The organism is Sinorhizobium sp. RAC02 (assembly GCF_001713395.1).
Taxonomy (GTDB): domain Bacteria; phylum Pseudomonadota; class Alphaproteobacteria; order Rhizobiales; family Rhizobiaceae; genus Shinella.
In genome coordinates this window covers 1,461,366-1,475,473 of the sequence record NZ_CP016452.1, presented here as the reverse complement: position 1 = coordinate 1,475,473, position 14,108 = coordinate 1,461,366, and the positions used below count along the sequence as shown (strand labels likewise).

At 63.9% G+C, this 14,108-nt stretch carries 15 protein-coding genes and 1 pseudogene; 3 read left to right on the top strand and 13 right to left on the bottom strand.

The annotated features are described in order from the left end of the window. Positions 1-61 precede the first annotated feature (61 nt). Positions 62-658, top strand: a complete 597-nt coding sequence (locus BSY16_RS27870) for a CDP-alcohol phosphatidyltransferase family protein (RefSeq protein ID WP_069063013.1) — start codon at positions 62-64, stop codon at positions 656-658. Between the two features lie 3 nt (positions 659-661). Here BSY16_RS27870 and BSY16_RS27865 read toward each other — a convergent pair whose 3' ends face one another. From BSY16_RS27865 to BSY16_RS27820, 11 genes and pseudogenes are all read right to left on the bottom strand, one after another. Continuing rightward, positions 662-1,978 carry a replication-associated recombination protein A gene (locus BSY16_RS27865; protein ID WP_069063012.1) on the bottom strand — a complete coding sequence of 439 codons (1,317 nt, stop codon included), beginning with the start codon at positions 1,976-1,978 and terminating at the stop codon, positions 662-664. 130 nt (positions 1,979-2,108) lie between these two features. Next, complete coding sequence (locus BSY16_RS27860) at positions 2,109-2,882, bottom strand: ABC transporter ATP-binding protein (RefSeq protein ID WP_069063011.1); 774 nt, start codon at positions 2,880-2,882, stop codon at positions 2,109-2,111. 9 nt (positions 2,883-2,891) lie between these two features. Then, the gene (locus BSY16_RS27855; protein WP_069063010.1) at positions 2,892-3,866 is read right to left on the bottom strand and encodes an ABC transporter substrate-binding protein; all 975 of its coding nucleotides are present in this window, start codon (positions 3,864-3,866) and stop codon (positions 2,892-2,894) included. A gap of 31 nt (positions 3,867-3,897) precedes the next feature. Then, positions 3,898-4,749: an ABC transporter permease gene (locus BSY16_RS27850; protein WP_069063009.1), complete on the bottom strand. Its 852-nt coding sequence runs from the start codon at positions 4,747-4,749 to the stop codon at positions 3,898-3,900. Positions 4,750-4,759: 10 nt separating this feature from the next. Next, positions 4,760-6,112: an LLM class flavin-dependent oxidoreductase gene (locus BSY16_RS27845; protein WP_069063008.1), complete on the bottom strand. Its 1,353-nt coding sequence runs from the start codon at positions 6,110-6,112 to the stop codon at positions 4,760-4,762. A gap of 109 nt (positions 6,113-6,221) precedes the next feature. After that, a complete protein-coding gene (locus tag BSY16_RS27840) occupies positions 6,222-6,764 on the bottom strand; it encodes a flavin reductase family protein (RefSeq protein ID WP_069063007.1) in 543 nt (180 codons plus the stop codon). A 175-nt stretch (positions 6,765-6,939) separates the two neighbouring features. Next, entirely contained in the window at positions 6,940-7,332 is a 393-nt protein-coding gene (locus tag BSY16_RS27835) for a RidA family protein (RefSeq protein WP_069063750.1), read from the bottom strand. Between the two features lie 105 nt (positions 7,333-7,437). Further along, positions 7,438-7,749: pseudogene (locus tag BSY16_RS31765) on the bottom strand (M81 family metallopeptidase); the annotation flags it as partial. A gap of 57 nt (positions 7,750-7,806) precedes the next feature. Continuing rightward, positions 7,807-8,556, bottom strand: a complete 750-nt coding sequence (locus tag BSY16_RS27830; protein WP_069063006.1) for an SDR family NAD(P)-dependent oxidoreductase — start codon at positions 8,554-8,556, stop codon at positions 7,807-7,809. Positions 8,557-8,566: 10 nt separating this feature from the next. Next, entirely contained in the window at positions 8,567-9,346 is a 780-nt protein-coding gene (locus BSY16_RS27825) for an SDR family NAD(P)-dependent oxidoreductase (RefSeq protein ID WP_069063005.1), read from the bottom strand. A 30-nt stretch (positions 9,347-9,376) separates the two neighbouring features. Continuing rightward, positions 9,377-10,108: a GntR family transcriptional regulator gene (locus BSY16_RS27820; protein ID WP_069063749.1), complete on the bottom strand. Its 732-nt coding sequence runs from the start codon at positions 10,106-10,108 to the stop codon at positions 9,377-9,379. Positions 10,109-10,313: 205 nt separating this feature from the next. On the opposite strand from BSY16_RS27820, the gene BSY16_RS27815 reads away from it, so the two are divergent. Both BSY16_RS27815 and BSY16_RS27810 read left to right on the top strand, forming a co-directional pair. Next, complete coding sequence (locus BSY16_RS27815; RefSeq protein WP_069063748.1) at positions 10,314-11,327, top strand: SIS domain-containing protein; 1,014 nt, start codon at positions 10,314-10,316, stop codon at positions 11,325-11,327. 83 nt (positions 11,328-11,410) lie between these two features. Next, positions 11,411-12,223: a PfkB family carbohydrate kinase gene (locus tag BSY16_RS27810; RefSeq protein ID WP_069063004.1), complete on the top strand. Its 813-nt coding sequence runs from the start codon at positions 11,411-11,413 to the stop codon at positions 12,221-12,223. Positions 12,224-12,254: 31 nt separating this feature from the next. Here the strand turns inward: BSY16_RS27810 and BSY16_RS27805 are convergent, their stop codons facing one another. Further along, positions 12,255-13,142 carry a DMT family transporter gene (locus BSY16_RS27805; protein ID WP_286157271.1) on the bottom strand — a complete coding sequence of 296 codons (888 nt, stop codon included), beginning with the start codon at positions 13,140-13,142 and terminating at the stop codon, positions 12,255-12,257. Next, complete coding sequence (locus BSY16_RS27800; RefSeq protein WP_069063002.1) at positions 13,132-14,103, bottom strand: amino acid ABC transporter permease; 972 nt, start codon at positions 14,101-14,103, stop codon at positions 13,132-13,134. Before BSY16_RS27800 ends, BSY16_RS27805 begins: the two co-directional genes overlap by 11 nt. Positions 14,104-14,108: the final 5 nt, after the last annotated feature.

Sequence of the window (14,108 nt, the reverse complement as noted above, 5' to 3'; positions counted from 1 at the left end):
AGTTGATTTCATAGCGTTGCGTCTGCATTTGTTGAAGGCAATCGAGCGGATTTAAACTTTCATGTCGATCTATAAACTGAAATCGTCCTTCCAGACCCTTCTTCGCCCGCTTGTCGGCCGGCTCGCAGGCCTGGGCGTCACCGCCAACCAGGTGACACTCATCGCGGCAACAGTCTCGGTCGCGATCGGCGCGCTTCTCGTTCTACGTCCCGAGCCCGCCCTGTTCGCGCTAGTGCCGATCTGGATGGTCCTGCGCATGGCGTTCAATGCCGTCGATGGCATGCTGGCCCGCGAACATGGGCAGAAGAGCGCGCTTGGCGGCTATCTCAACGAGATCACCGATGTCATCTCCGATGCCGCGCTCTATGTGCCCTTCGCGCTGATCGCCCCCTTCTCGCTGCCATGGCTCTTCGCGATCATCTTCCTCGCCACACTGACGGAATTTGCCGGCGTGCTCGGCGTCGCGCATGGCAAGGGGCGCAACTACGAGGGGCCGATGGGCAAGAGCGACCGGGCACTGCTGTTCGGCGCGCTCGGTGCACTGGTCGCCGTTTTCGGCGTCCTGCCGGCATGGACATGGCATATCCAGCCGATGACCTGCGTGCTGCTGGTCTGGACGGTCGTCAACCGCATCAGGGCTGGCCTCGTCGAGGCTTGAGCCTCAGCGCCCGCCGCCGAACCGGCGCGGCGTCGGACGGCCCGTCACCTGATCCCAATGCTCGTCGGCACGCCGCTCGAAGGTCGCCGCATCACGGGCGTCGCTCTGGTAGAAGCTGCCGGGTGGCACATCCGGTGCATAGACCTGTTCGCTCCAGCCACGTCCGTCGTCATGCGGAAAGGCATAGCCGACATGGCCGAGTGCGGTCGCGCCCTTGTAATGCGCATCGCGCAGGTGCATCGGCACGGCCGACGGCGCCTCGTTTGCCACATGCGCCAGCGCCAGCGAAATGCCACGGCAAGCGGAATTGGATTTCGGCGCACGGGCGACGTGCAGTGCAGCGTGCGCCAGAATGATTTGCGCCTCGGGATAACCGATCTTTTCCACGGAGTGCAGTGCGGCGACGGCGGTCTGCAAAGCCGTGTTGTCGGCAAGGCCGACATCTTCCGAGGCGTGAATCATGATGCGCCGCGCGATGTAGCGCGGATCCTCGCCGCCATGGATCAGCCGGGCGAGCCAGTAGAGCGTCGCATCAGGATCGGAGCCGCGCATCGACTTCACGAAGGCCGAGACCACATCATAATGCGCATCGCCGGACCGGTCGTGATTGACGGGAGCGGCCGCATAGGCCTCCTCGACCATGGCCTCGGTTATGACGACCGGCTTGTCCGGCGCATGGCCGACAGCGAGGCCCTCCAGCACGGTCAGCGCGCGCCGCGCATCGCCGCCGGAACGGCCTGCGATACGGCGCAATTGAGCAGGCTCAAGCCGGACGTCCAGGCCGCGCGCCGCCAGATGGGCAAGGCCGCGCTGCACCACTTCCTCCATCTCCTCGAGGGTAAGCGGCTCGAGCTTCAGAATGGTCGAGCGGGATATGAGAGCGGGCGTCAGCGTGTGATAGGGATTGCCGGTCGTCGCGCCGATGAAATCGGCGACGCCCTCCTCGCAGAGCGCCAGAAGGTGATCCTGCTGGGTGGCGCTGAAGCGATGCACCTCGTCTGCAAAAAGCAGCGTCGGCCGCATGCGCGCCTCATCGGCGATCTTGCGGATATCGGCAACATTGTTGTGTGCGGCATGCAGCGGCCGAAAGCTTTTTCCGAGCATGTTGCCGATGGCGCGCGCGATCGACGTCTTCCCCAGACCCGGCGGGCCGTAGAGGATGATGCTGCCGAGCCGGCCGGCTGCGATACGCCGGCGCAGCATCGTACCCTCGCCGATGATCTTCTCCTGGCCGATCACATCGTCCAGCGTGGCCGGCCGCAGTTCGGCGGCAAGCGGCATGGAGCCTGTGCGCGGTGCGGCATCGAAAAGATCGGTCATGGGATCCTCGTCGAAAGATTCTGTCCGTCCGATGAGGCCAGGCGTCAACAAAAACGCCTGCCCCGGTCGAATGACGTTCGTCTACCGGCCGAAGCAGGCGGGGTCAAAGGCAATCGTCAGGGGATTGCGGTCAGTGCAGCCCGAAGAGGTTCAGCAGCTCTTCGCGGTGGCGAACGAATTGCGGCGAACTCCGGTCGCGCGGGCGCGGCAGATCGATTTCAATCAGTCGCGGCGCGGCATTTTTCTCGCGCGGCAGGATGAGAATGCGGTCGGCGAGATAGATCGCTTCCTCCAGATCGTGCGTAACGAGGATGGTCGTCACGTCCTCGTCGCGCCAGATGCGCGTCAGTTCCTGCTGCATGCTGATCTTGGTCATGGCGTCGAGCGCGCCCAGCGGCTCATCGAGCAGCAGGATTTCCGGCTGGACGGCAAGGGCGCGTGCAATGCCGACGCGCTGCGCCATGCCGCCGGAGAGTTGGCGCGGGTATGCGGTCTCGAAGGCCTGGAGCCCGACAAGATGCACGTAGCGTCGGGCCCGGTTGCGCGCCTCCTCCCGGCTGACGCCACCACGGGTATCGAGACCGAAGGCGACGTTGTCGAGTACGGTCAGCCAAGGCAGCAGGCGCGGTTCCTGGAAGATGACGGCGCGCTCGGCCCCCATGCCTTTAACCGCCTTGCCGTCGATCAGCACCTCGCCGTTGTCGGCCTCGTCGAGGCCGGCCAGAATGCGCAGCAGCGTCGTCTTGCCGGAGCCGCTGGCGCCGACGATGGCGAGGCTTTCGCCGGAGCGGATCTGCAGGTTGACATCGCTGAGAACCGGCAGCGGTCGGCCGTTCAGGGTGAAGGATTTGGAGAGGTGACGGATCGTCACCTCCCCGCGCACAGTCTGTGGAGCAAGGCTCATGATCGTGCCTCAGTTTGTTGCAGCATCGGGAGAGTAAAGCACGTCCTTGGCCGCAAGCTGGCCTTCCTTCAGCTTACCCTCGCGGACCAGCACGTCGATCCAGAACTGCACGTCCCGCTCGACCGGAAGACCACCGGCGCGCACGCCGTAACCACGAAAATACTGCGCGATTTCAGGGTTTTCGCCGCGTTCTCCCAAGGCTTTCGCGAAGATCTTACGGGTTTCTTCCGGATGCTCGCGGGCATAGTCGAGGGCGCGCGCGGACTGTTCCACGAAGGTCTTGGCAGCCTCCGGATGCGCCTTGATGAAGTCGCGTCGCAGCACGACGAAACCGCCGGCGATTTCGCCGAGCACATCCGTATCGCCGAAGACCGCACGCAGGCCACCGGTCTTTCTTGCTGCGCCCTCGAATGTTGTCTGCCAATAGCCGAAGGCGGAAATATCCACCTGGCCGGACCGCAGAACCTGCTCAAGTTGCGGCCCGGGCACGACGATCTGGTTGGCGGCATCCGTGGGCAGTCCGACCGAATGCAGCGCCTCGCGGATCGTGTAATCGAGATGGGCGCCGAGCGTGTTCACGGCGATGCTCTTGCCGGCAATATCCTTGATGTCCTTGATCGGGCTGTCTTCCAGCACATAGAAAATCGATTCGACTTCCTTGTTGATGCCGTTCGAGGGATAGGCCGCGACGAAGTCGTTGCCGCTGATAATGGAATTCAAGACAGCCGATGTCGCGGCGCTGCCGAGTTCCACATCGCCCGAGGCAAGCGCGATCAGCGAGGCCGGGCCACCCGTGGCATAACCGACATTTTCGATCGTGATGCCGGTTCCGTCGAAATAGCCGAGTTCGGCCGCCAGCTCATGGGCGGAAAGGCCGCCCTGGCTGGCGAGATAGCGCAGCTTGACGTCTTCCGCCGAGGCGGTGCCGGCGAGGCCGATAAAGAGGGCTGCGGAGAGGAGCAGTTTGCGGGAATGGAAGGTCATGGACGTGTCCTTTCGGAAAGAAAAATTGGGATCAGGCGTTGGGCTGCGCCCAGCGGCAGAGCTTGCGCTGGAGAAGGACGAGCACCGCATTGGCAAGCAGACCGAGCAGTGCCAGCAGCAGGATGGCAGCGAACATCAGCGGAATCTGGAAATTGTACTGGGCGTTCATCACCTGGAAGCCGATGCCCTTGTTTGCGCCGATCATCTCGGCGGCGATGAGCAGCAGCAGCGCCGTGGTTGCCGAAAGCCTGAGGCCCACGAAAATCGCCGGAACCGAGGCCGGAAGTACGACGCGACGGAAGATTGCGAGGCGCCCCGCACCGTAGGTTCGCGCCATCTCGATGAGCTTGGTGTCGACTTCCTTCACGCCGCCGATCGTCGAAAGCAGGATCGGAAAGAGCGTCGCCCAGAAGATGACGAAGACCTTCGAGGTTTCGCCAAGGCCGAGCAGCAGGATGAAGACCGGATAGAGCGCAAGCGCGGAGGTCTGGCGGAAGAATTGCAGTAGCGGGTCGAGCGCCTGCTCGATGACCCGCGCCTGCCCCATAACGAGGCCGAGCGGGATGCCGATAACCACGGCGGCGGCAAAGGCGATGCCGGCGCGCTGGAGGCTGATGGCGATGTCATCCAGCAGCGCCCCGCTCGAAAGACTGCCCCAAAGGGCGGACAGGATAAGGTCGAGCGGCGGGAAGACGGACGGATTGACCCACCCTTGCGTGCTCGAAACCTGCCAGAGCGCCAGGAAGGCCAGCACCAGCCCGTAACGGGCGAAGAATGCCGGCAACAGGGCATTCAACCGGGTGATGAGAGCCGGTGTTGCGCGGGGGCCGTTGGTCAGGCGGAAGTCCGCACCAAGGGTGGAATTGACGTTTTCGTAGGACATGGCGCTCTCCTTACTCGGCAGCCTGGGCCGTGGCGCGCGCGCCGGCCCAGAGGTTGACGGGGTACGGCAGGCCGAGATTTTCGCGCAGTGTCCGGCCCTCGTAGGCCGTGCGGAACAGGCCGCGGCGCTGGAGTTCCGGCACGATCAGCTCGACGAAATCCTCAAGCCCGGTCGGCAACCATGGCGGCAGGATGTTGAAGCCGTCGGCGGCCTCGTTCTCGAACCATTCCTGCAGGGTATCGACGATCGTTTCCGGCGTGCCGACGATGGTGAAATGGCCCCGCGCGGTGGCGATCCACTGATAGAGCTGGCGAATGGAGAAATTGTTTTCGTCGGCGATCTGGCGGATCAGCGCCTGCCGGCTCTTCATGCCCTCGGTCGGTGGGGCGGGCGGCAGCGGGCCGTCGACGTCATAGCCGCGCAAATCGAGCGTGCCGCCGGTGAGGCCGTTCAACAGGCCGATGCCGTCTTCTTCGACGATGAGTGCCGTCAGACGGTTGTATTTCTCTCGCGCCTCGGCTTCAGTACGTCCGACGAAAGGCGCCACACCGGGCATGACGAGAATATGGTCCGGGCTGCGGCCGAGGCCACGCGCGCGCGCCTTGATATCGCGGTAGAATTCCTGCGCCGTCTCGATGTGCTGATGTGCGGTGAAGATTACCTCGGCGGTGGCGGCGGCAAGTCCGCGTCCGTCTTCCGACTGGCCGGCCTGCACGATTACCGGATGGCCTTGCGGCGAGCGGGGAACGTTGAGCGGCCCGCGCACCTGGAAATGTTCACCGCGATGTTCGCTCTCATGCAGCTTTTCCTGATCGTAGAAGACGCCGCTCTCCTTGTCGCGAATGAAGGCGTCATCCTCGAAGCTGTCCCAGAGTTTCTTGACCACGTCGACATGCTCGGCGGCGCGCCGATACCGCGCGGCATGGGGAAGCTGGGTGTCGCGGTTGAAGTTCTGCGCGGTCGGGTCGCCGGTCGTGGTGACGACGTTCCAGCCGGCCCTGCCGCCGGAGAGGAGGTCCAGCGAAGCGAATTTGCGCGCTGTGTTGTAAGGCTCCTCATAGGTCGTGGACGCCGTGGCGATGAAGCCAATATTCGTGGTCAAGGGGGCGAGCGCGGAGAACAGCGTCACCGGCTCGAAGCCCGCGATACGCGCATTGCCGCCTTCACGCGCACCGCCAAAGCCGATGGCGAGGTTGTCGGCGAGAAAGTAGGCGTCGAAGAGCCCGCGTTCGGCCGTCTCGGCGAGCTGCCTGTGGAATGCGAAGCTCGTTGCGCCGTCGACCGGCTGGTCCGGATGCCGCCACGAGGCGACGTGCTGTCCCCCGCCGGGAAGGAAGGCGCCAAGTCTGATCTTGCGTGTCATCTTGTTGCCTTTCGAAGACGGCCGCGCGGCCGCAGGTTCTCGATCCCGCCAGCTGCGGGTTGGGGCATTGCAGAGTGGGTGATGCCTGCGGCGGGTGACCGCTTAGCCGTTACCGGGGCACGGCGTGATAGCGACCGTCCTGATAGAGCAGCGAATGACCGGTGCCGATGCGGATCGCCAGAACCCTGCCGATAACGATGACGTGGCTGTGCCGCTCGATGGCTTCCTCGACGGTACAATCGATCGCCGCGACGGCATCGACGAGCAGCGGCGCGCCGCTGACGGCCGTGGTCCATTCGGCACCCCGATAGCGGTCCGGCCCACGAAGGCCGCCGCGCCCGGCGAACTGGTCGGCGAGCGCTTCATGGCTGGCACCGACGATGTTGATGCCGAGATGGCCGTAGCGCTCGACGACGGGCCAGGTGGACGAGGTGCGATTGAGGGAGACGAGCATACGCGCCGGCTCCATGGACAGAGCCGTCGCGGAGGTGACGGTCGCGCCCGTGCGGCTTTCGCCCTCGCCTGCCGTGATGATGCTGACGCCGCCGCCCAGTGTGCGCAGGGCCGCTTTCAGGTGATCGGCATCCGCCGGGTGATCGAGTGCCGCCGTGTCACGGACGTTGAAGAGAGTGTTTTCGACATGCGCATTCATCGTTCCCGCTCCGCTTGAGACTTCGGATGTTCATAGGGATAACAAACGAAAACGAGAGGTAGCAGGCACGGATTTCTGAAATTGACTATTTTTATAGAAAATATGCATATCAGTCAGAAGGCCTGCCGACTTCCCCTGCCGGCGGGCCTGTTCGCACGGAGAATGCGACGAAATCTCAGACGCGCCTGCGCCGCGCCGCCATCGCCGTCACCTCGACCTTCATGCCGGGGTCGGCAAGGGCCGCGGCGCCGACGGCACAGCGGACCGGATAGGGCTTCTTAAAATAGGCGCAGTAGACCTCGTTGAAGGCCGGACGCTCGGCCATGTCGGTGAGATAGATCGTCAGGTGCATCACGTCGGCAAGGCTGCTGCCGGCTTTTTCCAGCGAGGTCTTCAGGCTTTCCAGCGTCGCGATGCTCTGGGTCTTGATGTCCCCGGTTTCCAGCGAGCCGTCCGCGGCGAGTGGAATATGCGTGGTGACAAGCAGGTTGCCGAGGCCGGCGACGTCGGAGGAAATCTCGCTCTCGTCGGTATCCTCGATGAAGAAGGGTGCGTCGTAGTCAGCCATGGCCGATTCTCCTCTGGAATGTTTCGTCCAAGAACCACCGGCTTTGGCGGCCGCCGTCAACCGGAAATGACAGGATCGAGCCCCAGCGGGTCGGCGACACGGCCCCCCCTTCGCTTGGTCATCATCCGTGATGACGACGATGCGCGTGCCCATTTCCGGCACGTCGCCGGCCATGAAACCGTGAATGACGGAAGTCGACAGGATGCCGCCCTTGCCTTCCATCGCCTTCAGCCGGTCGACAAAGGAGCGCATCGGCTCGCGGCTCGTCGGGTAGATGGTGATATCGAACTCGACGGCGATCAGCACGTTCGGGCCGACACGGTCGCGAACGTGCTCGAGAAAATCCCCCTCCGGGTCGTCATAACCCTGAGCGACCATCGCGCCATGCAGGCCAAGCACGACGGCGACGACCGGCAGGTGCTCGGGGACTAACAGAATTCGGCAAAGCACCGCTCCAATTCTCCCGATCCGGCATCAGTGCTTTGCCTCTTGCAGGATGTTGCCGCCATCCACGACGAGAACCGCACCATTTATGTAGCTGGCTTTCGGCGAGGCGAGGAAGGCGACCGCGGCGGCCACTTCGTCCGGCCGGCCGGCGCGGCCGCAGGGCGTGGCCTGCGCGGCACGGCGTTCCTCTTCCGTGGAGGCGCCGGTTTCGATCCAGCCGGGCGCCACTGCATTGATGGTGACGCCGCGCGGGCCGGCTTCGAGCGCCAGCGCATGCGTCATGCCCACCATGCCGGCCTTGGCGGCGGAATAGGCGGTCTCGCCGGGATTGGCGACATAGGGGCCGGTCACCGATGCGACATTGACGACCCGGCCATAGCCGTCCGCCAGCATGTCCGGCAGGTAGATGCGGGTGGCGAGGAAGGCCGTCTTGAGGGTGACTGAAATGCCGTGGTCCCAGTCCTCTTCCTCCAGGTCCACGAAATGCCGCTGGAGCGCCGGCTGGGCGAGGCTGCCCATGCCGGCATTGTTGACGAGCACGGCCGCCGGCCCGGTCACCTGCCGGAGCTTTTCGACGGCGGCCTTGGAGGTGAGATCACAGAGATGGCCCGTGGCCGAGAAATCCGCCGCGCGAAGCTCTTCGGCGCGGGCGAGGATGCGGTCGCTGGTTGCGACGAGATGAACCGCATACCCTTCTTCGGCAAGGCTTTTTGCGCAGGCAAAGCCGATGCCGTCCTTCGCCCCCGCCCCTGTGATAATCGCTGTCTTGCGCTGCATACCCGTCTCCTCAGTAGCCTGCCGTCACGCCGAAATCGACCGACAGCGCGGCACCCGTGATCGGTGCCGCGTCCGGTTCGCAGAGGAAGGCCACCATGCGGGCGATTTCCTCGGGCTTGATGAAGCGCGCCGCCGCCTTCTGTGGATAATTGGCGAGCAGCTTCGCCTTGTAGCCATCCGGATCGCCGTCGCCATAACGGTCGGCTTGGAACTCGATCATCGGCGTCGCGACATCGCCCGGGCAGACGGCATTGACGCGGATCTGGCGCGGGGCGAGTTCCAGCGCCAAAGCCTTGGTGAGGAGCACGAGCCCACCCTTCGAGGCACAGTAGATGGCCGCGCCATTGTTGCCGACGAGGCCCGCGTCCGAGGCGATGTTGACGATCGAGGTGCCGGCGCCGAGATGCGGAATGGCGGCTTGGATGAGGAAGAACGCCCCCTTGAGATTGACGTCCATGACGATGTCCCAGTCCGCCTCGGTCATTGTCACGGAATCGCCTTCGCGCCAGACGCCGGCGGAATTGACGACCACGTCGAGGCGGCCGCGCCAGCCGATCACAGCCTCAACCGCAGAAGCGCAGGAGGCGACCTTGCGCATGTCGAGCGGAACGGCGAGCGCATCGCCGCCCTCGCCCGCGAGCCTTTCCACCGTTGCGGTCAGTCGTTCCGATTCGAGATCCGCGATGGCAACGGCATAACCGCCGGCGGATAGCCGTGCAGCGATCGCCGCCCCCATGCCGCCGGCCCCGCCGGCAATGAGCGCTACTCTTCGGGTGGCCTGATCGGTCATGTCTGCCTCTGCTGGATTGGGTGCCGGCAGCTATTTGCGCGTCAGGCTGAAGGAAAAATGACTGCCGCGATGGTAATCGATCGCATAATTGACCGGCTCGCCGGCCGCGTTGAAACAGACTTCGGTGATCAGCAGTGCCGGGCCGAAATCCCGCAGGCCATGGCGCTCGATCACCTCGTCCGGCAACAGCACGGCGGAAACGCTCGCCGCCGACATGCGGGGGCGGTTGCCGTACTCCTCGAGAAGATTCAGGAGCGACCCGCTCCAGTCGATATCGTAGAGCCGGCCCGGGATGATGCCGCGCGGCAGGTAGTCAACGCAGTAGAGAATCGGCTCGTCTTCATGCAGGCGAATGCGCTCGATACGGATGACGCGGTCGGTTGGGCCCAATCGCAGACCCTCGGCGACGCGCGTGTCCGGTGTCTCTTCCGAGATCGACAGAACCTTGTTGACTGGGCGGTAGCCGTATTGGCGCGTCATGTCGGTGACGCTCTCGAAGACGGTGATCGGCCGGTCGACCTGGACTGCGGAGAGCGCCGAGACGAAACGCCCGCGGCCATGCTCCACATAGATCACGTCGTCCTGTTCGAGCAGTTTCAGCGCCTCGCGCAGAGCGGGCCGGGAAATCTTGAAACGCTGGGTGAGTTGCGCCTCGGTCGGCAGCTTGTCGCCCGGCCGCAGTCCCTCGTCACGGATCAGGTCGGCAATCCGGTCGCGTAGCTGGACGGCGAGGGTGCGCGAATCGCGAAGGGGCTCGTCCACCGAAATGCCTCTGTGTTCATTGATCACGCTTCCTTTCTTGTCTGACAAATTTTGACCGGTCAAGTGCGAGCAGATTCGGCATAACCGTGTGCAATATGTTACGCTTTCGTGTCCCCTGAATTTTCGGCTCCACCATCTTGACAGACAAATGTCGCGATGTCAGTTGTCAGACAACATTGAAATGATCTTCATCGGGGGCAGAACCATGTTGAATTTTGACGAGCAGAGATTCCTCCGCATCCAGTCTGGCGCAGTCGGCTTGCAGGCGCGGCTGGAAAGCGTGGTCGGCTCCTGCCTGTCGGCGGGCGCAGAAAACATCTTCTTCCTTGGCACAGGCGGCGCGGCAATCCTGATGCAACCGGCGGCGCAATTGTTGCAACGCCGCTCGCGTTTCCCCGCCTTCATCGACATGCCGGCGGAACTCGTGCTCACCGGCTCGGCCAATCTGACCGACAAGTCGATCATCGTCATGCCCTCCCTCTCCGGTACGACAAAGGAGAGTGTGGCGCTGCTCGACAAGCTGAAGGCGATCGGTGCGACGGTCATCACGCTGGTGGGGCATGCGGAAACGCCGCTCGGCAAGGGCGGCGACCATGTCTTCATCAACTTCGCCGAGGATGACACGTCCTGCGAGTCGTTCTATCTCCAGTCGCTCTTCGTCGCGCTCGCGATCCTGAAACATCGCGGTGAAATCGAAAACCATGACGCGCTCATCGCCGAACTCGCCCGCATGCCGGAACTGCTGCTGGGGGTGAAGCGCGCCTATGAGCCAAAGGCGGAGGCTTTCGCCGCGGTGCTGGCGGGCTCCGACTACCATATCGTCACCGGCGCCGGAAACGTCTGGCCGGAAGCCTTCTACTACGGCATGTGCATCCTGGAAGAAATGCAGTGGATCCGCACCCGCCCGGTGCATGCCTCCGACTTCTTCCACGGCACGCTGGAACTGGTAGAGAAGGGCGTGAGCGTCATCCTCTTCAAGGGTGAAGATGCGTTGCGCCCGCTCGCCGACCGCGTCCAGGCTTTCGTTCCTAGCTATACGGACAAGCTGGCGGTGTTGGACACCGCCGAATTCGACCTGCCGGGCATTTCGCCGGAGGTGCGGGCACTGGTCTCGCCGGTGCTGCTGGCGACCGTGCTGGAGCGCATCAGCGCGCATCTCGAGGTCATGCGCAACCACCCTCTGACGACGCGGCGCTACTACAAGCGTGTCACCTACTGACCTCGGTGACTTGACGACCCTTCCAAAGTCGCGAATGCAGGTGGTGCTGTATTCGCGGCTTTGAAGCCCATCACGAGACCCGTATGAGACCCCTCCGCTTCGCCGCCGTCGGCGACAATTGCATCGACCGTTTCCGCCCGCCCGTCTCGCAGTCCCTTGTCGGCGGCAATGCGGTTAATGTCGCCGTGCAGCTCGCCCATCTCGGCTGGACATCGCTCTATTTCGGCGCTGTCGGTCCCGATGCGGCCGGCAGGCGGACACGCACATTGCTCTCGGCAAATGGCGTCGATGTCACCTATCTTGGCGAACGCCCCGGCATCACCGCCTACACCGAGATCGACGTTTTGCCCTCCGGCGACCGCGTCTTTGTCTACGAGGATTTTGGCGCCTGCGCCGGCTACAGGCCGAACGATGCGGAAGTCGCCCTCCTCAAGAGCATGGATCACGTCCATATCGGCTGGATGGACGATGGCGGCGCCCTGCGCCGGGCGCTTGCTGCTGCCGGCGTCAGCGTCTCGCAGGACATTTCGGTCAATGCGGATCCGTCCAATCTCGGCACCGATGGCCTCTCCATCGCCTTCGCCTCGGCGGGCGGCGACGACGACGTGGCCGAGATCCTGTTGCAGCGCCTTCTCGCAAATGGGGTGCCGCTCGCCGTCGTCACGCGTGGCAGCAAGGGCTCGCTCGCCAGCGATGGCGTGGACCGCGTCGAGATTGGCATCCGGCCGGTCGATGTGGTCGATACGACCGGTGCCGGCGACAGTTTCATAGCCGGCTTTCTCTCGGCCCGCATCGCCGGCCAGCCGCTATTGCAATGCCTTGAGGCCGGTCGCGATCAGGCAGCAGTAACCTGCATGCATGTCGGCGGGTTTCCGCAGGAGCCGCAGCCGCTATAGGCAGCGTATGGGATCGCTACAGCAAGGGCTTCTACTTCAGGACCAGCCAGCCTGAAAAGATGATGATCGCCGCCCCGGCAAGCGTGTGCATCTCGACCGGTGTTGCAAAGAGAAGCACACCATAGAGGCAGCCCCAGATGATCTGGCTGTACTGGAACGGCGCCACCACCGACGCTTCGCCGACCCGGAAGGCCCGCACCAGCAGCGCATGACCGCCGAGCATCATGGCGCCGCCGGCCAGCGCGAACCCCAGATCGGCAAGGCCGATCGCGATCAGACCACCGGAGCTGGCGGCGACCCCCAGGGCGACCGGCGTCATGACGACCAGCAGGCTTGCGACGAGCGCCTCGTCCGTCTCCGCAAGCTTCGCCCGGCGCAGCAGGATGAGCGAAAACGCAAAGAACACCGCCGAGCCGAGGGCTGCGGCATGGCCGAGATTGAGCGGTGCGACGCCCGGCTTCAGCGCGACGGCCACGCCGGCAAAGCCGATCAGCACACCCGCCCAACCCACTGTGGAGAGCCGCTCTCCGAGCAGGAAGAAACCGAGCATGGCAACGAGGATCGGCGTCAGGAAGGCAATGAGATAGGCTTCCGCCAAGGGCAGTTTTGCGAATGCGTAGTGGATCAAGAGGGTATCCACGGCAAGCAGCAGAGCACGCCAGAAGGCAAGGCTCGGCTGGCGCGGCACCAGCCGGCGCACACGCCCCGTCACGAGGGCATGGACGAGCAGCAAAGCGAGCGCCGTGACGGTGACGAGGAATGTCACCTGTGGTGCCGGCATATCGGCCGCCATGATCTTCACGATGGCGTCGGTTCCGGAAAAGATCGAAAAGGCCACGAGCACGATCAGCGCACCGCGGCCGTTCGACGGCGCGATGGGTGCGCCGCCGCCATTCATAGCCTGCGCCTCAGCGGGCATTGAAGCGACCGAACCGTTCCTCGATGCGGGACTGGGCATATTCCAGCCCGATCGAAAGAATCCAGTAGATCATCGAGGCCGTGATCAGCATCTCGATATGGCGGAACTCGGTCTGACCCATGGTGCGGGCGAGATACATGATTTCCCAGACGCCGACGACCGATACGAGCGACGAATCCTTCAACATGGCGATGAACTGGTTGCCGGTCGGCGGGATGATGACGCGCATGGCCTGCGGAAGGATGACGAGCGTCATCGTCTGTGCCGGGCTGAGGCCGAGCGCGGTGGCGCCCTCCGTCTGCCCGCGGTCGATGCTCTGGATGCCGGCGCGGAAGATTTCGGTCATGTAGGCGCCGTAGCAGAGCGACAGCGCGAGGATGCCGGCCGGGACGGCGCCGATCACATAGCCCACCTGCGGCAGGCCGAGATAGATGATGTAGATCTGCATGAGCAGCGGCAGGCCGCGGAACAGCGAGGTGTAGAAGGTCGCAAGGCCGTAGATGACGCCATTGTTCGAGAGTTTTGCAATGGCGCCGGCAAGCGCGATGATCGTGGCGATGATGATGGAGATCGCGGAAATGTAGAGCGTCGTCGTCACGCCCTGCGTGATGAGAAAGCCCACCTTCTTGGCGATGAAGGCGAAGGAGAGGTCGAAGGAATAGAAGAACAGCATCAGGAGCGAGAACAGCTCGACCCAGACGGCGATGGTCTGCTGGCGGCGCGACAGCTGGCGCAGCGCCTTCCAGTTCGCGGCTACGATAAGGGCGATCAACACCGCCGAGACAAGTCGCCCGGCTGCCGGGTTCTCGCCAAGCCAGGTTGCCGAGGACGGCAGGAGATGCCCAAGCCAGGCGGAACTGACGCCGATGGAGTAAAGCGCCGCCGTCACCATGGCGAGGATCAGCAGGCCGCCGGCCCTGCGTGATGTTTCAGGGTAGGTGAGTATCAGTCGACCGATCATGTTCC